The 19,183-nt window shown below is 29.4% G+C and carries 16 protein-coding genes and 1 pseudogene; 12 read left to right on the forward strand and 5 right to left on the reverse strand.

The features are described 5' to 3' along the window. The first annotated feature begins 126 nt into the window (after positions 1–126). The 5 genes from JYG23_RS11170 (at position 127) to pcp (ending at position 6,848) form a co-directional block, all read left to right on the forward strand. Positions 127–3,405, forward strand: coding sequence for a M14 family metallopeptidase (locus JYG23_RS11170; RefSeq protein ID WP_207235751.1), 3,279 nt, complete (start codon positions 127–129; stop codon positions 3,403–3,405). A 35-nt stretch (positions 3,406–3,440) separates the two neighbouring features. Beyond that, a complete protein-coding gene (locus JYG23_RS11175) occupies positions 3,441–4,139 on the forward strand; it encodes a 5-oxoproline transporter, DUF969 family subunit (protein WP_207235752.1) in 699 nt (232 codons plus the stop codon). Positions 4,140–4,156: 17 nt separating this feature from the next. Next, complete coding sequence (locus JYG23_RS11180) at positions 4,157–5,101, forward strand: DUF979 domain-containing protein (RefSeq protein WP_207235753.1); 945 nt, start codon at positions 4,157–4,159, stop codon at positions 5,099–5,101. A 65-nt stretch (positions 5,102–5,166) separates the two neighbouring features. Beyond that, the gene (locus JYG23_RS11185; RefSeq protein ID WP_242631565.1) at positions 5,167–6,153 is read left to right on the forward strand and encodes an aminopeptidase; all 987 of its coding nucleotides are present in this window, start codon (positions 5,167–5,169) and stop codon (positions 6,151–6,153) included. Positions 6,154–6,203: 50 nt separating this feature from the next. Next, positions 6,204–6,848, forward strand: coding sequence for a pyroglutamyl-peptidase I (pcp, locus tag JYG23_RS11190; RefSeq protein WP_207235754.1), 645 nt, complete (start codon positions 6,204–6,206; stop codon positions 6,846–6,848). Positions 6,849–6,905: 57 nt separating this feature from the next. Here pcp and JYG23_RS11195 read toward each other — a convergent pair whose 3' ends face one another. The 3 genes from JYG23_RS11195 to JYG23_RS11205 form a co-directional block, all read right to left on the reverse strand. Further along, the gene (locus tag JYG23_RS11195) at positions 6,906–7,553 is read right to left on the reverse strand and encodes a 3-oxoacid CoA-transferase subunit B (RefSeq protein WP_305848853.1); all 648 of its coding nucleotides are present in this window, start codon (positions 7,551–7,553) and stop codon (positions 6,906–6,908) included. Next, positions 7,553–8,206: a CoA transferase subunit A gene (locus JYG23_RS11200; protein WP_207235755.1), complete on the reverse strand. Its 654-nt coding sequence runs from the start codon at positions 8,204–8,206 to the stop codon at positions 7,553–7,555. Before JYG23_RS11200 ends, JYG23_RS11195 begins: the two co-directional genes overlap by 1 nt. A gap of 220 nt (positions 8,207–8,426) precedes the next feature. After that, entirely contained in the window at positions 8,427–9,608 is a 1,182-nt protein-coding gene (locus tag JYG23_RS11205) for an acetyl-CoA C-acetyltransferase (RefSeq protein ID WP_207235756.1), read from the reverse strand. A gap of 508 nt (positions 9,609–10,116) precedes the next feature. Here JYG23_RS11205 and JYG23_RS11210 point away from each other — a divergent pair. From JYG23_RS11210 to spoIIR, 6 genes are all read left to right on the forward strand, one after another. Further along, positions 10,117–11,556, forward strand: a complete 1,440-nt coding sequence (locus JYG23_RS11210; RefSeq protein WP_207235757.1) for a sigma-54-dependent Fis family transcriptional regulator — start codon at positions 10,117–10,119, stop codon at positions 11,554–11,556. A 61-nt stretch (positions 11,557–11,617) separates the two neighbouring features. After that, positions 11,618–11,821, forward strand: a complete 204-nt coding sequence (locus tag JYG23_RS11215; protein ID WP_207235758.1) for a CLC_0170 family protein — start codon at positions 11,618–11,620, stop codon at positions 11,819–11,821. Between the two features lie 10 nt (positions 11,822–11,831). Beyond that, a complete protein-coding gene (locus tag JYG23_RS11220) occupies positions 11,832–13,307 on the forward strand; it encodes a spore germination protein (protein WP_207235759.1) in 1,476 nt (491 codons plus the stop codon). A gap of 2 nt (positions 13,308–13,309) precedes the next feature. Further along, positions 13,310–14,392: a GerAB/ArcD/ProY family transporter gene (locus JYG23_RS11225; RefSeq protein ID WP_207235760.1), complete on the forward strand. Its 1,083-nt coding sequence runs from the start codon at positions 13,310–13,312 to the stop codon at positions 14,390–14,392. Beyond that, a complete protein-coding gene (locus tag JYG23_RS11230; protein WP_207235761.1) occupies positions 14,389–15,516 on the forward strand; it encodes a Ger(x)C family spore germination protein in 1,128 nt (375 codons plus the stop codon). Before JYG23_RS11225 ends, JYG23_RS11230 begins: the two co-directional genes overlap by 4 nt. 22 nt (positions 15,517–15,538) lie before the next feature. Further along, complete coding sequence (spoIIR, locus tag JYG23_RS11235; RefSeq protein WP_207235762.1) at positions 15,539–16,180, forward strand: stage II sporulation protein R; 642 nt, start codon at positions 15,539–15,541, stop codon at positions 16,178–16,180. A 32-nt stretch (positions 16,181–16,212) separates the two neighbouring features. On the opposite strand, the pseudogene JYG23_RS11240 reads toward spoIIR, so the two are convergent. Continuing rightward, a pseudogene (locus JYG23_RS11240) lies at positions 16,213–17,687 on the reverse strand (IS1182 family transposase). Positions 17,688–17,837: 150 nt separating this feature from the next. Continuing rightward, a complete protein-coding gene (locus tag JYG23_RS11245; RefSeq protein ID WP_207235763.1) occupies positions 17,838–18,785 on the reverse strand; it encodes a helix-turn-helix domain-containing protein in 948 nt (315 codons plus the stop codon). 121 nt (positions 18,786–18,906) lie between these two features. Here JYG23_RS11245 and JYG23_RS11250 point away from each other — a divergent pair, with 121 nt between their 5' ends. Beyond that, entirely contained in the window at positions 18,907–19,059 is a 153-nt protein-coding gene (locus JYG23_RS11250; RefSeq protein WP_207235764.1) for a hypothetical protein, read from the forward strand. Positions 19,060–19,183: the final 124 nt, after the last annotated feature.

Here is a 19,183-nt window from a genome sequence, read left to right on the forward strand (position 1 = left end):
TTAATTATTATTAATATAAAAAAGAACGAAGTACGGAATTAGATACTAAACCTTTAATATTAATTTTTAAACTAAAAAGGTTTTAATATATTTATTAATTAAAAATGTTTAGAAGGAGATGGATATATGAGTTTAGATAATATTAAAAAAATATTGATTAGTAAAAGCATGACAAAAAATCAAATTAATATTGCTATAAATGCAGCATTATTTATGGGTTTTAATTCTATTTCTTCAAAATTTCCAATTGCATCTTTAACAGAAGGAATAAAAATTAATAAATCTGTTGAAGAGTTATTCGGTTTGTACAATATAGATTCAAAAGAACCTCCAAAAGAATTTATATCATCAACTAAAAGCGCTGTCAAAATTCCAGACTTTGATTGGAGACCAAAAAAAGGATTAGAAGCTTTATTTGGAGAGGGCATTTTTCTAAAAGATAATAATTTTGATTTGTTACCTGATTCATTAAATTTTAAAATTAAATTACCTGATAATAGTAATACATCTGTAGTTATAGCTGCTTGCAACTTTGCATTTCGTTTTGGTATGGAGACAACAGCTTATGAAGGTTCAATTATAGCAGAGGAAGATTATAATGGAAACTTGATTATTTTCGAAGATAACGGTAGTTGCAGAATTACTTTAGAAGATAATGAACAACAAAAAATAGTACATGTATTTGGTCAGAATAAAGAACTTGAAGAATTCTCATCGCTTGTTTGTGAAAAATTTCCTATTTTAAATAATTCATATGATTGGGTTAAAGTATTACAAGAAATGACTGAAAGCTTATCAATGAAAAATTTAGATGGTCAACTTTCTTATATAAAAAATTTAGCAGAAATAACAAATGAAAAAATACAAGCATTTGTTTCTCCAGAAATACAAAATAAAAATATTGATATACATAACGAATTTTCAAATGTAGAGTTTTATAATTATAAAGACACAAAAAAAATATATGAAAAAGAATATGATATTCCATGGGAAGTAGATGTTTTAGAAGATATATTAAACGAAGAAGTATATAAAAAAATTAAAAAGAATGATAAAGTAGAAATTTATGCAGCAATTAGCGAAGAAAAATCTATTAGAAATAAGGTAGTAGAAAAAATAAAAGAAAATCTTAAAAAACAAGATGTTAATTGTGAAAATATTCAGTTGCTTTGCTCTTATAAACAAGGAATTTCATGGATTGAAGAAGTTGTATTACCCCAACTAAAACATTTATCAAATGTGGATAAAATAAAAATTGCTTTTAAACCATTTTTACCTGAAGGTGTTACTGAGTGGATAGATGAAGGTGGAGCAACACCATCTTACAATAACATAGGAACTAGCGATCCTAATAAATGGTATGATTTACCTATTAGGTTTTTGCAAGAATTATATCCTGTTGATGAAATTATACAAGAACATATACATATTAGCAAAGATAACATTGAATTTTGCAAATATGAAGATAATAAAGACATTACTTACTTATTAGCAGCCATAGATAAACAAGGTAATGAAGTTTACAAGGATACTTATAAAGTAGCCTACACACAAAGACCATTTTTAGATGAATTTCCATTGATGGGGAAAGTACATCCGTCTACTGGTTATTTAAAAGTAATAGTAAACGGTAGCTGTATTGTTAATAAAAGAATTGCAAGTGATGTTGAAAACGTTTGGGATATCTATCAAAAAAACATACTAACTGATTGTAAAAACTATATAGAGAAAAAAATAAATGGTTCAATTAAAGCACAATATCAACCATTTTTCTCCCAATTAAAATTAGAGTTATGTGTGAGTGAACCTAACTACAGTTTGAATTCACGACAAGATTTGATATCAACTTTAGATGCTCTTCATGAAGATATGTACTTTGTGGGCACAGATTTCTTTAAAAACTATGGAAATAAAGTTGCTGGTGAAGCTTTTGATGCACCAGGATTAATCCTACCTGTTATAAAAAATAGGGAAGGCAAACCGAGCTTTAAAGTTACTTTGTATGATCAATTAACAGATGTGCCAACTATTTGCACATCAAATGAGCAGATTGAAGAATTAAAAAATAAAGAGCAAATATCAGCAGTAATAGATGAAATTACATTTGAAAACAACAAATTAAATATTCATGTACAAACTGATTTTGAAAACTATGGTATAGTAAAAAATTATGCGTTTTTAATGGACAAGCAGTTACTTGAAATTTGTGACAAATTTACTGGAATAAATAAAATTATATTTAAAACAAAAAACGGAACATATGAAGCTAGAATAAAAGAAAAAGAGCCTCAAATTAAAGATATTAGTATACAGGACATAGATATATTAGAAAACACACTAATAGGATATGACCAATATATAGAAATCATTGAGAAGCTAAAAAGAGTACCTCAATTATCAGTATATAAAATAGCAAACTCATATCTTGGAAGAGAAATATATGCTGTAGAACTTATTTCAAAAGAAGAAGGATATATATCAAGAACAAAGAGAATTACACATTATCCTTCAGAAATTATTAATTGTAGACATCATGCAAACGAAGTCTCAAGTACAAATGCTGCATTTATGATAATTAAAGAACTGCTTATAAATGAAAAATATAAGGATGTATCTAATAAAATAAATTTAGTTATTGTTCCTATGGAAAATGTTGACGGAGCAGCAATACATTATGAATTACAAAAGGATAATCCAAACTGGAAGTTTCATGTTGCTAGATTCAATGCAATTGGTAAAGAATTTTTCAGTGATCATTTCAAAACTAATACAATTCATAAAGAGGCAGAGGGACTTAGAAACATATATAGAGCTTTTTTACCAGACTTAATAGTGGACAACCACGGAGTACCTTCACATGAATGGGAACAACAATTTTCTGGATACACATCACCTTCATTTAAGGGATTTTGGTTACCTAGATCAATATTATATGGGTATTTTTGGACTGTTCCTAATGATGAATTTAAAAGTAATCTAATACTAAGCAAAAAAATAGAAGATGTTGTAGCAGTTGCTATTGGAAATAACGAAGAAATGAATTCATTAAATATAGAGTGGTCAGAAAGGTTTGAAAAATTTGCTCATAAGTGGATGCCAAACCTATTCCCTGCTAATTATTATAAAAACATGATTAATTATTGGATTCCAAGAGAATTTGATTTAACACAGCGCTATGCTTCACATAGATTTCCTTGGATTACTACAACATATTATACTAGTGAAGTTGCTGATGAAACAGCACAAGGTGATTACTTAAATCTATGTGCTAGAGCACATTTAACTCATAATTTAGCAATCATAGATTTGATGACTAAATGCAAATGTATTTTTGACTATAGTTTTAAAATTACTAATTCAAGCGTTTCAACAAGCTGCACAAGACAAAGACCAATAATTGTTTAGTGTGCTTTGAAAAATAAAAAATAAAGGAGAAATTTATGAACTATTTAGTATTATTAGGTGTATTGATTGTAGTTGTTGGTTTTGCATTAAAATTAGATTCAATACTTATTATTATGGCAGCAGCTATTGTAACTGCAATAACAGGCCATATGGGATTTACAGGATTATTAGAGACCTTTGGGGCAACATTTGTTGGATCGAGATATATGAATACATTCTTGATTGTATTGGTGCTTACAGGAACATTGGAAAGAAATGGTTTAAGACATGCCGCTGCTGATTTGATAGGTAAAGTTAAGGGTGCTACACCAGCTCATGTTATAGGTGCATATAGTGTTATTAGAGGAATATTAGGTGCATTCAATGTTGGTTTAGGTGGAGTTGCTGGATTTACAAGACCAGTTCTTATGCCAATGTGTGAAGGTTCTGTAGAATCAAAAGGAATCAAGCCAAATGAAGAGCATATGGAGCATGTAAAAGGAATGGCAGCTGGTGTTGAAAACATAGTTTGGTTCTTTACACAAGTGTTATTTATAGGTGGTTCAGGAGCTTTACTTGTAAAGGGAGCTATGGAAGGTATTGGATATGTTGTAGAGCTTCCAAAACTTGCAGCAGTTGAAATACCAGTAGCAATTTTCGCAGTAGTTTTCATAATAGTATATTATAATATTCTTGATAAAGGTTATATGAAAAAATACTATGGAAATAAATCTAAATCTAAAGCAGATAAATAGAAGGAGGTATATATAATATGTTTTTTATGAATGGAGACGTGAGCTTAGGCTCTAAATTATTAGAAATATTATACATGCTTTGTGGAATTGTATGTATATATGCAGGTGTTAAGAATGCCAAGGATAAAGAAAATCCTTCTAGATTGGGAACAGCAATATTTTGGATTGTATTAGGTGTAGTAATGACATTTGGAAGATATATTCCAGATTTAGTAAACGGAATATTGGTTTTCATAATGGTAATTCCAGCAGTTATTGGAAAGGTTAAACCAGGAAAATCTGATGCTGCAACACCAGAAAAGCAAACTGCAGATTATAAAAAAATTGGTATGAAAATTTTCATTCCAGCCTTATTGATAGGTATATTTGCTTTAATCTTTGCATTTATTGAAGGAATAAGTTCTCTAGTAGGTATGGGAGTTGGAGTTATAGTAGGTGCGATTATTCTTAAAATTTATAACCCTGAGAACAAAGTTAAGACATTCATGGATGATTCTGAGAGATTTTTATCAATCATAGGACCTGTATGTTTGTTACCTTGCTTATTAGGAGTTCTTGGTAAAATATTTACAGTTGCTGGTGTAGGTGATGTAATATCTACATTAGTAGGTAATATTATTCCAGAAGGAAATTTAGCAGTAGGAATAATTGTTTATGCTATAGGTATGATGTTATTTACAATGATTATGGGAAATGCATTTGCTGCAATCACTGTAATGACAGTAGGAATTGGTGCACCATTTGTATTTGCATTAGGAGCTGACCCAGTAATTTGTGGTATGTTAGCATTAACTTGTGGATATTGTGGTACTTTATTAACACCAATGGCTGCAAACTTCAATATTGTTCCAGTAGCAATTCTTGAGATGAATGATAAATGGGGAGTAATCAAGAAGCAGGTAGTTCCAGCTTTATGTTTAATTGCTTTCCAAATTGCATATATGTTGTTATTTGGAATGTAAATAAAACAAACTTAGGGACGCGTAATATTGCGTCCCTATAAAATTTATTTTGCGAGGTGAATATATTGAACAATTTAATTGCAAGAGGAGCAAATATTGTTATTAACAACTGGTTAATGCTAAAAGCAAAAGAAAATTTATTGATTGTGACAAACGATGACCATCTAGAGGAAGCTAATGTATTGAAAAAATATGCCAAAGAAGTCGGTTCAACAGTAGATATTATGCTAGTTGAAAGAACAGGGAAAAAAGTTGGTATATATTTCGATAGAAATGACAGAGTATTCGATCCATATGATGCAATTATTGGCGCAACAAAATATTCTCTAGTTACGACACTCGCTGCTAAACGAGCAATATCGTTTGGTAAAAAATATGTATCTTTACCCTTATCTACTAATAATGGTATATCCATGCTTGAATATGACTTTATGACTGAAGACACAGAAATTAGTAAGATTAAGGCAAATTTATTGATGAAAAATATAAAGGGCTCAAGTAAAATTGATATTACAACAGAATTAGGTACCGATATCAGCTTCAATATGAAAGGTAGAAAACCAGGTTTTTTTAATGGTAATGTTGAAGATGGTGGAGGATTTTCATCATCTAGTATAGAGGTTTATATTCCTATAGTAGAAACTGCAACAAATGGTGTTTTGATTCTAGATGGTTCTTATGGTTATATAGGAAGAGTCGAAAATCCGTTTAAGGTTATTTTCGAAGATGGAAAAATAATCAATATTGAAGATTGTAAAAGCGGAAAAATTCTCAGAGAGTATTTAGAATCATTTAATGATGCAAGAATGTACTATGCTGGGGAATTAGGAATTGGATTAAATTCAAAATCACGATGTGACGGTAATTGCTATATTGAAGATGAATCAGCATATGGAACATTTCATCTTGGCTTAGGAAGAAATCATGCTTTAGGCGGAAATCATGAAGCTAGTGGACATTTTGATTTAGTGACACATGACCCAAATATATATTTTGACAATAGACTTATTATGGATAAAGGTAAGGTTACAATACACAATATGGTATTTTAAGCTTATTAACATTATATCTTAACAATATAAATAAAGGAAAGGTGAGTAACATGAAAATATTAGTAACAGGTTTTGATCCATTCGGTGGAGAAAAAGTTAATCCCGCATATGAAGCTGTAAAGCTTTTACCTAAAGAAATTAAAGGCGCTCAGATAATAACAATTGAAATACCTACTGTTTTTGGCAGAGGTCCTGAGGCTGTAGAAAAAGCTATAATTGAACACAATCCAAATGCTGTAGTATGTGTAGGCCAAGCAGGTGGAAGATCTTGTATCTCAATAGAAAGAGTTGGTATTAACTTACAAGAAGCATCTATACCTGATAATGACGGAAATCAACCCGTAGACAAAAAATCAAAAGAGGATGGAGAAAATGCTTATTTTGCTACAATACCAGTAAAATCTATGGTTAATAACGTTAGAAAGCACGGTATTCCATCACATCTTTCATATACAGCTGGATCTTATGTATGTAATGATGTTATGTACTCATTGTTATATACGTTAGACAAGAAATTCCCAGGTGTTAAAGGTGGATTCATACATGTACCTTTTGCTACTGAACAAGTAACAAGCAAAGCAAACAATGTTGCTAGTATGCCAGTAGAAACTATTGCAAAAGGATTAGAATATTCAATAGAGGCAATTGTAGACAATGAATTAGATATAAATGAAGCAATGGGAACAACAATGTAATTAAAAATGTAATAAAAAAATTACGGGCGAAAGCCCGTAATTTTTTTTTCAAATCTTCTATTCAAATCTTCCGATTTTTTCAGGAATAATTAATTTTGCTTCTGTAGCTGCTTGTACTGATTCAACAGTAGCTTCAGGTCCTAATTCTCTAAGAACTAAACCTTCTTTAGTAACCTCTATAACAGCCATTTCTGTTATGATTAAGTCTACTTGTTCTCTAGCTGTTAAAGGAAGAGAACATTGTTTTAATATCTTCGGAGCACCTTTTTGTGTATGTTTCATAGCAATTATAACTTGGTTAGCACCTACAACTAAGTCCATAGCGCCACCCATTCCTGGAACCATTTTACCTGGTATTTTCCAGTTAGCAAGACTACCTTTTTCATCTACTTGTAAAGCACCTAATACAGTAGCATCAACATGTCCACCTCTAATAATACCAAAAGAAGTAGCACTATCAAAAAAGCATCCACCTTGTTTTATTGAAACTGATTGTCCGCCAGCGTTAACCAATTCTGGATCAGCAACCTCTGGAGCAGGTCCTAAACCTAAGAAACCGTTTTCTGATTGGAAAGTAACATCCATTCCTTCTGGTATATAGTTTGCAACTAATGTAGGAAGACCTATACCTAAGTTAATAACATCACCATCATGTAATTCTTTTGCAACTCTTTTTGCAATAATTTGTTTAGCATCAATAGCCATTATTTGTCACCTCCAACAATATGATTTACAAAAATACCTGAAGTCATAACTTCATCAGGACCTATTTCGCCAACTTCTACAATTTCTTGAGCTTCAACTATAACAGTTTTAGCTGCCATTGCCATAAGTGGGTTAAAGTTCTTTGTAGATTTGTTGTAAATTATGTTACCTTTTTTATCAACTTTGCTACCATATATTAAGGCAACATCAGCTTTTAGTGGTAACTCTAGTATGTATTCTTTTCCGTCAATAACTTTTTTTTCTTTACCACTTTCTATTTCAGTACCAATTCCTGTTGGTGTGTAGAATCCACCTAAACCGGTTCCACCACATCTTATTTTTTCAGCAAGAGAACCTTGAGGTACCAAGTCAACAATAGTTTCTCCTGAGTTCATTTGGTTAGCAGTTTCAGGGTTAGTACCAACGTGAGAAGCAATCATTTTTTTGAATTGCTTAGCAACAACCATTTTACCAACACCTCTATCTGGGTATCCAGTATCATTACAAATTAATGTTAAGTCTTTTACACCTTTTTCAACTAATGCGTCTATTAATCTTTCTGGTGTACCATTTGCTAAAAAGCCGCCTACCATTATTGTCATGCCATCTTGTATTTTATCAACAGCTTCTTTAATAGAAATAATTTTATTCATTATAACCACCCTTTCATAAATTGATTAATTGAACAAATAGAAAATAATAATAAATTTAATATTATTATTTTCTTATTTGTCTTTATTATATATCATATGTGTTAAAAATTCAAATGTATTGTTATAAATTTAACGAATGTTTCTAAAATAAATTAATATGTTCAATTAATTTATTAAACTAATAAAATTTTCGTTATACTTTAAATTATTATACTTTGAATTATTGTCTTTCAACAAGAACTGATGTTCCCATTCCGCCACCTATACAAAGTGTAGCAAGACCTTTTTTAGAATCTCTTTTTTTCATTTCATGTAAAAGTGTAGTTAATATTCTTGCTCCAGATGCACCAATTGGATGTCCTAATGCGATAGCTCCACCATTTACATTAACTTTTTCTACATCTAAGCCTAAATCTCTGGCTACAGCTATAGATTGTGATGCGAATGCTTCGTTTGCTTCAATTAAGTCCAAATCATCTATAGACCAGTTTGTTTTAGCTAAAGCTTTTTTTACTGCTGGAACTGGGCCATATCCCATTATGCTTGGGTCTACACCTGCTGTTCCATAACCAACTATTTCTGCCATATATTCAAGTCCTAATTCGTCAGCTTTTTCTTTTGACATAACTATTAAACAAGATGCACCATCATTGATACCAGAAGCATTAGCTGCTGTAACTGTACCGCCTTTTTTAAATGCAGGTGGAACTTTTGAAGTTTTTTCTATTGTTGCACCATGTCTTGGAAATTCATCGTCACTTACAACAATAGGATCTCCTTTTCTTTGAGGAATAACAATAGGAATTATTTCATCAGCAAATCTGCCAGATTTTTGAGCTGCTTCTGTTTTGTTTTGGCTTTTTACAGCAAACAAATCTTGTTCTTCTTTTGAGATATTCCATTGTTCAGCTATATTTTCAGCTGTCATTCCCATGTGGTACTTATTAAAGATATCAAATAAACCATCTTTAATCATTGTATCGATTAATTTTCCATCTCCCATTCTTAGTCCCCATCTTGCCTTTGGAATAGCATAAGGAGCATTAGACATACTTTCAGTTCCTCCGCAAAGGATACATTCAGCATCTCCTAAAGCTATGAATTGAGCCGCCATACTTACAGCTCTTAGTCCTGAACCACAAACTTTACCTAAAGTCAAGGCTGGAGTTTCAACTGGTAATCCAGCACCTATAGATACTTGTCTAGATACATTTTGACCAAGACCAGCTCCTAAAACGTTTCCTATAATTACTTCATCAATTAAATTCATGTCAATATCTGCGCGTTTTATTGCTTCTTTAGCTGCAATAACGCCCAAATCAATGGCTGATAATGAACTTAATGCACCACCAAATGTTCCTATTGGTGTTCTAGCTGCTGATACTATTACTACTTTTCTCATAAAATGCCTCCTAAATTTTATAGTACTAATATTTTAGATATAACAACATAGTTATATCATAATATAATATGCCAAAAGAACTGCGTGAACAGTTCATAAGTTTGGGTTAAACTTATTATAACGCAATAATGTCAAGAGTCAACAACTTTGTGAATATTTTAATTATTTAATTATATATTATGTATTTAACCATATTTTCTATATTTTAAATAGATTTTAGTAAAAATAATTCACTTATTAAACCGTTCTAAAAAAATAGTTAATAAACTAAAATGTTAACTATTACTCCTAATTCTTTGCATTGAAGATCAAGTTGATTTTATACGGCTATTATATAATAAATACTAAGCAAGAACTATGCCAATAATAATGAATTGAAAATCATTAGAATTTACAATAGTTTGCTTATATAACATATGCAAAAATGCATATATGCGCAAAAAAGCATTTGCAATAATGCATATCACATGATAAAATATATAAAATAAAAAATATATAGGTAAAATATATGGATAGAAAAGATATTAGAATAATTAATCAATTAGAGGAACAAATTAAGTATTTGACTAAACAACAATATATATACAATGAAATGTTAAACAAAGTTGAAGATGGTATATATATAACTGATAAAATAGGGACTACTTTGTTTGTTAACGATGCTTTTTTAGCACTTTCTGGTTTATCAAGAGATAAAATTATAGGCAAAACTGTTTATTCTTTAAAAAACAAAAGCATATTGCCTAATTCTTGCTGTGCAAAAGTTATTGAAACAAGAAGTACAGTTTTTACAATCAATAACTATGTTGAAGGTCAAAAATGCCTCGTTTCGGGTTCCCCAATATTTGATGATGACGGTAAGCTTGTAAGAACAATTGCTGTTATAAGAGATGTATCTGAGCTAAATAACTTGATGAAAAACCTAATTTTAAGAGAAGATTTAATTATTAACAGCTCAAAATATACTGTTAAGGAAAGCAAGGAAAGCAAAAAGGATGCGTATATTTCAAGTAATGACTATATGAAAGAAATATATAACAATGTCAATAAAGTTGCTAATTTTGATAGTACAATTTTAATACTTGGTGAAACTGGCGTAGGCAAAGATTTTTTAGCGGAATATATATATAATGTAAGCAATATAAAAAATAAAGGCAAATTTGTTAAGGTAAATTGTGGAGCTGTTCCTGAAAACCTTTTAGAGTCTGAATTTTTTGGATATGAGGAGGGAGCATTCTCAGGTGCACTAAAAGGCGGTAAAAAAGGTTTATTTGAAGAAGCAAATAACGGGGTTATATTTTTAGATGAAATCGGTGATATGCCATACTCGTTACAAGTTAAATTACTCACCGTTATAAATGATAAAGTGTTTTATAGAATAGGTGGAGTTAAACCGATTAATTTCAATGCAAAAATTGTAGCGGCAACAAATGCAAATTTGCTTAAACTTGTTGAACAAAAAAAATTCAGATTAGATTTATATTATAGGCTTAATGTAGTGAATTTTACGATACCCCCACTCAGAAACAGAAAAGAAGATATAATACCATTATCACAAGAATTTATAGAATATTATAATAATAAATATAGTAAAAATACATTTTTTTCTCCTGGTTGTTTGGAAAAATTTTTAGCATATGATTGGCCAGGAAACATAAGAGAAATGAAAAATATTATTGAGAGATTAGTGTTGATATCAGATACACCTTGTATTCACACCAAATTGTTTAAAGAGCAGTTAATTATAGGCGAAAATGAAACACCTGTTATATTTATAGAAAGACCAGAAGAATCAAGTGGAACGTTAAAGGAAAGAATGGAGCAATTTGAAAGAAAAGAAATAATTAAGGTTCTAAACTCATCAAGAACTCTCAAAATAGCCGCCGAAACACTAGATATTGACATTTCGACACTTGTTAGAAAGAAGCAAAAATATAAAATTAAATAAACGTGTATAAAAACACCTTCATTTGCAAATATTAGTAGTAACATTGCAAGGAAGGTGTTTTATGTTTTTTTTGAATGAATTAAAAATGATATTTAGTAATGGTATAATTTTTGTTTTTATTATAATAAGTTACTTCTTAACATTTAAAACAAGTAAAAAATTAAAAGAGAATGGAAAAACTAAAGATTATATGATAGTTAGAGGAACAGGCATTTTTTACGGAGTTTTAACAATAGTGGCATTAGTATTAATAAATATATATTAGTGGGGTTTATATGGCAATTAATAAAATTTTAAATGAGACAATACTATCATTAAAAGATAGCTTTAAAGATAATGATGACGTCATATATAGAGATATAGTTTGTAGAAACAAACAAACTACAAAAATGTGTATGGTCTATATAGATGGAATGACAAAAAAAGATGAAGTTAGCGAATTTGCAATTGAAGGATTAATAAAATATTTTGATTTAGACAATTTTGAAACACATTCACAACAAGAAATTGAGAAGATAATAACTAAAACAAGTATCACGATAGCAGAGATAAAAGTTATTGATGATATGAATGAAGCAATAGACAATATTCTTTGCGGTGAAACAATGCTATTTGTTGATGGCTGTAGCAAATCTATCATGGTTGGCTCAAGAGGATGGCCAATGCGTGGGATTGAAGAACCGGCTACTGAGTCATTAATTAGAGGTCCAAAGGATGGTTTCAATGAAACATTAAAAGTAAACATAGCATTAATTAGAAGAAGAATAAAAGATACGAGATTAAAAGTAAAATTTATGAAACTAGGAACACGTTCAAAAACGGATATAGCTTTAATGTATATGGGTGATAAAGTAAACAAAGAAGTTTTAAAAGAATTAAAAAAAAGATTAAATAACATAAAAATAGAAGCAATTTTAGAAAGCTCATATATTGAAGAATTAATAGAAGACGATACGTATTCACCATTCCCGCAGATAGAAAATACTCAAAGACCTGATGCAGCAGCATCTGCTATACTTGAAGGTCGTGTAGTTATAGGAATTGATAATTCACCTGAAGTATTAATAGTTCCGGCTATTATGACAGTGTTTTTGCAATCATCTGAAGATTATTACGAAAGATGGTCATCAACATTGTTGATGAGAATTGTTAGATATTTGGCATTACCCATAACGGTGCTTTTACCTGCATTGTATGTAGCAATAACAACCTTCCACCCTAATATGCTACCTACAGAGCTTGCATTATATGTTGCGGCATCAAGAGCGAAAGTACCGTTTCCTGCTTGGTTTGAAGCAACGCTTTTAGAACTAGTTATGGAGCTTATACGTGAAGCAGGCATGAGAATTATAGGCCCATTAGGTTCAACAATAGGTATAGTTGGTGGTCTGGTTATTGGGCAGGCATCTGTTGAGGCAGGACTTATTACACCACTGTTAGTTATAATAGTAGCTGCAACTACCATAGCATCATTTGCAATACCTAGCTATGATTTTGCTACATCATTAAGAATTATTAGGTTTGCTTTTATCATATTAGCAGCTTGCTTAGGTTTATTTGGTATAGCTTTAGGAGTATGCTTACTATTAACGCATTTATGTTCATTAAAGAGTATGAGCATACCATATATGATTCCTTTTTCAAGTTTTGTGACAAACAAGGATGATTTAGAAGATACAATAGTAAGACATAAAATTTCTAACCTAGTGCATAAACCAGAATACTTACAGAAAAAAAGAAAAGAGAGGTAAAAATGAGAAATCATAAAATAACAGCTTATCAAAATACATCAATGCTTATTTTATCATCTTTTATCTTTCAAATATTAGTGCTTCCAGTATTAATAACTAAAACAAATGGACCAACTGCATGGATAAGTATAGTTATAGCGATGTTTATAGGAATTTTATTTATTAAACCTATTTGTAAAATACAAGAAAAACGTCATGATAAAACTTTATTAGATATTTGCAATGACCTTATGCCAACATTAATAGTTAAAATAATAGGTACTTTCTATATAGTGTTTTTTATAGTAGCAAGTAGCATATTGTTAAAGGATTTTTCGGAGCAAGTAAAAATATTTATGCTTCCTAGAACACCGAATAATTTAGTTATACTTATAATTCTTTTAACATCTTCATATGCTGCACATAAAGGAATAGTTACAATTGCGCAAGTAGCACATTTAACCGTTATTATTACATTAATACCATTGTTGCTAGTCACAATATTTTCAACTTCGAACGCAACTTTATCAAATATATTTCCTATTTGGCCACTTGATTTTGTTGGTATATTAAAAGGTGTGCCGTTTGCTTTTGCTGGATTTTTTGGGTTTTATATATTACTATTTTCAAATCCATATGTTAGAAAATATAAAGTAAATAATAAACAAAACAAAACGTTTTTTATCTTAAGCAGTGCAATATATATTTTATGCTTTTTCCTAGTAATGTTTAAATTTGGATACGGAGAAGCTAGAAGACTAGTTTTTCCATTTAATCAAATATTAAAGTTTTTAAATATACCGGGTTCTTTTATTGAAAATTTAGAGGCTTTGGGCATGTCATTAAGTACAGTTTGTGCATTTGTTTGTCTATCTATTATATTGTATTTTACTAACTTAAGCTTACAAAAAACATTAAAGACCGAAGAAGATAGTTATTTTATTTTTATTCAAACTCCAATTATATACATATTAGCGTGTATATTACCAGGAATAAATATTGTTTTAAAATATATACACATTCCTATATATATTTTTTCTGCAATAAATATTCTTGTAATATTATCGCTTATAGTTCTAGATAAAAAAAGGAGTATGGCAAAATGAAGTATAAAATTTTAGCTTTAGTATTAATTATAATTTTCATGTTTTCTTTAGTAGGATGCGGAATAAAAGATGCTGTAGAAATTAATAAAAGAGAATACATTTTTGCAGTAGGTATAGACACAAATGATAATGCAACTAGTGAAGAAGATGAGTATACTTTTACAGCAGAAATACCCGTATTGAACACAGGTTCGCAAGATAAAAGATTTGTTATAACACAAAATTGCAATGACTTAACTAGTTTTTACTATAATAATATATTATCAACAGATAAAATAGCTTCTGATAGTATGATGCAAGTTATAATCATTGGCGAAGATGTATTAAAAGACAAAGATACAATAAAAAGGATGTTTGATGAAATAGAACGTTCACCTCAAATAAATCGTAAAGTAAAAATTGTTGTGGCAAAGGGAAAAGCGTCAGACATAGTGAATTTTGAAATAGCAGATAATCCATTGATTGGAAGATATATTAGTGAATTTTTAATTAAATTAAAAAAGCTTAGCTTTCAAACGACATATAGTTTCGATGAAGTTGTATTGTATTTGCAAAACTTAGGCAACGCATTAATACCTGCAGTTGAGATTAAAAATGATAGATTGTCAATAGATGGGGCAGCTGTTATAAAGAAATATGAGCTTATAGATTATATAAATCATGATGAAAATGGCATAATATCAATGTTGACAAAGGGTGCCGCTACCGGTATGAATGATATAAATATTAAAGTTGATGAAATACCAGTATCATTAACATATGAAAATGTTGTAGTTTCGCAGGATATAAATATTAAAGGTGAAAAATTAGATGCAAAGCTATATGTTACAGTTTATTTAAACATAAATTCATACGACTTAACAAAAACAAATAGCTCTGATATAGATTTTGAAAGAAAGCTTTGTAATGAAACTAATGCATTAATGTCAAAGTATACTAAGAAACTGCTACAAAAAATGCAAGAGGATTATAAAATGGACATTTTAGGTATACAAGATGATTTAATGAAATTTGATAAAACTGACTATGACAAAATAAAAGATAAATATGAAGAAGTATTTGAAAGTGCAAATATTAACGTTTATTACAATGTAAAAATAAATAATAGTGGTATGGTTAAGTAAGTATTTAAGACTTGGAGGAGTTATGAAATACAAATCAAAAATTTGCTTTATCTTGATACTTCTTGTGATGGCAGTTGTTGTAGCATATGCTTTTGAATCATATTTTGAAATATTACAGCTCGAAGATAAAGTTATTAGGCTACATATACTTGCAAATTCTGATACATTGCAAGATCAAGATTTAAAGTTAAAGGTAAGAAATAACATTATAGAAAATTTTAGTGGAAAGCTAAAAAGTGTTGTTTCAAAAAAAGACAGTGAAAAAATAATACATGAAAATTTAAACGAAATAAGAAATATAGCTCAGCAAACAGTATATAAAGAAGGCTATTATTATGATGTAAGGGTTTTTTATGATAACTATGAATTTCCTGTTAGGCAATACGAGGATTTTACTTTGCCAGAGGGTGATTATGACACGGTAAGAGTTGAAATTGGAGAAGCAAATGGAAAAAATTGGTGGTGTGTTATGTTTCCACCACTGTGTTTTATGAATGTTGGAAAAGCTTCAGATGCTGATAAGCTAGATGAAGAAGTAGAGAACAGATTAAAAGAAGTTCTAACAGAAGAAGAAATAGAGATTATAAGAACAAACAGAGGGTATTCAAAAATCAAATTAAAATCAAAGCTATATGAAATTATTAGAAAAATAATGCAGAAATAACTGCATTATTTCAGATTGTAGACAAACGCAACTTAGATTATTGCTAAGTTGCGTTTGTTGTAATTAAATTTATGTATTTCTATAAAATTGAAGATTTCTTTAAAAATACATGTTTTTAAAGGAACAATAAGCCCCATTCTTTTTTTGATTTTTGCTAATTTTTTTAGATTCATGCATGCAAAAGTAAGCCCAATTTTCTTTTTCATTTGAGCTATTCCAACTTCCGTAGTATATCTTAACCCATGATTTTCTTTTGCAGTTCCAAAAATTCTTTCGATAGTTTCTTTTCTTAAATCATAGATTTGCTTATTTCCTCTAGTATGTCTAATATCTTCGCATTTTTCAATATATTTCTGCCAAATATGTCTGGTAACTACCTTTACGTTGTTTTTACTTGCTGTACATTGTTTTAAGAATGGACATTTGCAGCATATTTTTGCATTACTTTTGTATTCACGATAACCATCTCTAGTTGTTGTACAATATTTTAAAATCTGATTATTAGGACATACATAACAATTATAGTATTCATCATATGCATATTCATATTTTTTGAAAAATTCTGGTTTGGTCATGGGTCTTTTATATGGAAGTAATGCCTGGATTCCTTCATCCATGATAAGTTTTGCAATTTGTGGTGTTTTATATCCTGCATCTGCTACAATCATCTTAGGATTTAATTCTATCAATTTATTAAAAAGTGCAGGGAAAGTTCTGCTGTCATGTAAATTACCAGGATGTACTGTATATCTTAAAATCCATCCGTTTTTATCACAAGCTGTTTCTGAACAGTATGCAAATACTTCTTTATGCTCACCTTTATGGAACAGTCCACTTTCTGGATCTGTTGTACTTTCAGTTATTGTTTTAGTATTTTTATCTTCTGATGCTGAATCATTCCGTTACTGTTATCATCATCATTTTTATCTTCAAACGGCTTTTTACCATGTATTTCTCTGTCCTTGTTTATTTCTTCTTTTAGTTGCTTTTCGTAAAACATAGTTTCTTTTTTTACATTCTTTTTTATGTTTTTCTTTTTATTTGCAGCTGCTTTAATATGAGTGGCATCAACGAATATCGTATCTGTGTCTACTAAATTTAATGTTATGATTTCCTCAAGTATCTTATTGAAAATTTGTTCGAATAAATCAGTATCTTTAAACCTTCTTGTATAATTTTTACCAAACGTTGTGAAATGAGGAACTGGATCAGTTAATCCTAATCCCAAAAACCAGCGATAGGCAACATTTACTTGTATTTCTTTTACTGTTTGTCTCATGCTTTTTATTCCAAACAAATACTGAATCATAGGTATTTTTATTAGCATCACAGGATCTAAACTCGGTCTTCCAGTATTTTGTGAATATCTTTCTTTTACCAAATCATAGATAAAACTAAAATCTATTGCATTTTCAATATCTCTAAGGATATGATCTTGCGGAACTAATTCATCAATTGTTGTCATAACTAGTTGATTTTTTTCATCATTTGTTTTTTTATGCAACATAACTTTTACCACCTTTATTTTCTACTTATATTATACCATAAAAATGCTAAAATGTCTTGATTTTTCAATATTTAAACGTGAAAAAAGTCGGTGATTTTCACCGACTTTGTCTTCACTCTGAAATAATGCAGAAATAACTGCATTATTTTTTTACAAATTGTCTAATTCAATAATTTTAGGGAATTTATTTCTAGCAGTATTTTCCATATCAACTGCAAACTGAGGGAAACCAGCATTTTTATAAAGATGTTTAGCACATCTATATTCAACCAGTGCTTCATTGTATCTTTCTAATCTATAAAGAGTTAAATATTTCATTTCAAATAATTCAGGTAGTAATCTAGTCATGTTATTTTTAAATGAAAAATCAATCCCTTTATTTATATAAGAAAAAGCGGTATTGTAGTCATTTTTATAATAATATAACTTGCCTAATTGAAACAATGTAGCTTGATATAATTTGTTTGTGTAAGTCATTGAATTATAACTTTGATAAGATTCAGAAAAATAGAATTTATCTATTGTATCTAAAATATATAATAATATGTTTATACATTTTATTTCTTCGTTAAGCTCTCTATAACAACAACTTATAAGATTTAACATTGAATAACCTAAATTTGAATATATATTTTGTTTTGTGTTTTGTATCTTAAAGGATGGAGTTTCTGCTTGTATACCTTGCTGGCATAATTCAATTACCATATCATAGCGTTTGTTTGTATGAAATTCATATGCAGCTTTTGCATAATATAGTAGTGCTAAATTTTGACCGCTTCTAAATAAAGAATGTTTTTCAACTATTTTTATTAGAGAATATAGTTTTTCGAAATTAAGTGCACCAATACAATTTATTATCTGGTCTGAATATTCTATTGCTTCAATAATATTATTGTTATATATTTTTTTATAATATTCATTTAAGTCTATGTTTAATTTAGAGGATAGTCTATGTAGTACATATATAGATGGTTCACTATCATTATGTTCAATTCTTATTAATTGCTTAACCGAACAAATTCCTTCAGATAATTCTTTCTGAGTTAAGTTATATTTTTTTCTTAATTGTTTTAAAATGCTTCCAAAATTTGATTCCATAATATTTCCCCCCAGATTTAGTTTTGTCAAGAGACATATGTGTCCCTTGAATTTAATATGACATTATTTTACAATTTATTTAGTTAATAGTCAATACAAAAATCAAGAGGGTGATAGAGACATGAAAAAAAGATTTAGATGTTATTTATTATTATTACTACTTGTAACTATAGTGTTAACATCTAATACATATGAAAACATTAATGGAGATGGTTCATCTGAAAGGGGAGAACTAATTGTAAGTAACTATGCTGAAAATATAATGTATGTATAGAATTTAATTTTTGAAATTTGTTTAGTTAAACAATAAAAATAAAGGGAGGTGAAAAAAATGATAGATAAAATTACTAAAATGATAAAAGGTGTAGTAACTACATATGATACATGAAATTGTGGAT

The sequence above is a fragment of the Sedimentibacter sp. zth1 genome, from assembly GCF_017352195.1.
Taxonomy (GTDB): domain Bacteria; phylum Bacillota; class Clostridia; order Tissierellales; family Sedimentibacteraceae; genus UBA1535.

Coding starts and splice junctions, on each gene's coding strand:
- JYG23_RS11170 (WP_207235751.1), top strand. CDS start 127: ATGAGTTTAGATAATATTAAAAAAATATTGATTAGTAAAAGCATGACA.
- JYG23_RS11175 (WP_207235752.1), top strand. CDS start 3,441: ATGAACTATTTAGTATTATTAGGTGTATTGATTGTAGTTGTTGGTTTT.
- JYG23_RS11180 (WP_207235753.1), top strand. CDS start 4,157: ATGTTTTTTATGAATGGAGACGTGAGCTTAGGCTCTAAATTATTAGAA.
- pcp (WP_207235754.1), top strand. CDS start 6,204: ATGAAAATATTAGTAACAGGTTTTGATCCATTCGGTGGAGAAAAAGTT.
- JYG23_RS11195 (WP_305848853.1), bottom strand. CDS start 7,553: ATGGCTATTGATGCTAAACAAATTATTGCAAAAAGAGTTGCAAAAGAA.
- JYG23_RS11200 (WP_207235755.1), bottom strand. CDS start 8,206: ATGAATAAAATTATTTCTATTAAAGAAGCTGTTGATAAAATACAAGAT.
- JYG23_RS11205 (WP_207235756.1), bottom strand. CDS start 9,608: ATGAGAAAAGTAGTAATAGTATCAGCAGCTAGAACACCAATAGGAACA.
- JYG23_RS11210 (WP_207235757.1), top strand. CDS start 10,117: ATGGATAGAAAAGATATTAGAATAATTAATCAATTAGAGGAACAAATT.
- JYG23_RS11215 (WP_207235758.1), top strand. CDS start 11,618: ATGTTTTTTTTGAATGAATTAAAAATGATATTTAGTAATGGTATAATT.
- JYG23_RS11220 (WP_207235759.1), top strand. CDS start 11,832: ATGGCAATTAATAAAATTTTAAATGAGACAATACTATCATTAAAAGAT.
- JYG23_RS11225 (WP_207235760.1), top strand. CDS start 13,310: ATGAGAAATCATAAAATAACAGCTTATCAAAATACATCAATGCTTATT.
- JYG23_RS11230 (WP_207235761.1), top strand. CDS start 14,389: ATGAAGTATAAAATTTTAGCTTTAGTATTAATTATAATTTTCATGTTT.
- spoIIR (WP_207235762.1), top strand. CDS start 15,539: ATGAAATACAAATCAAAAATTTGCTTTATCTTGATACTTCTTGTGATG.
- JYG23_RS11245 (WP_207235763.1), bottom strand. CDS start 18,785: ATGGAATCAAATTTTGGAAGCATTTTAAAACAATTAAGAAAAAAATAT.
- JYG23_RS11250 (WP_207235764.1), top strand. CDS start 18,907: ATGAAAAAAAGATTTAGATGTTATTTATTATTATTACTACTTGTAACT.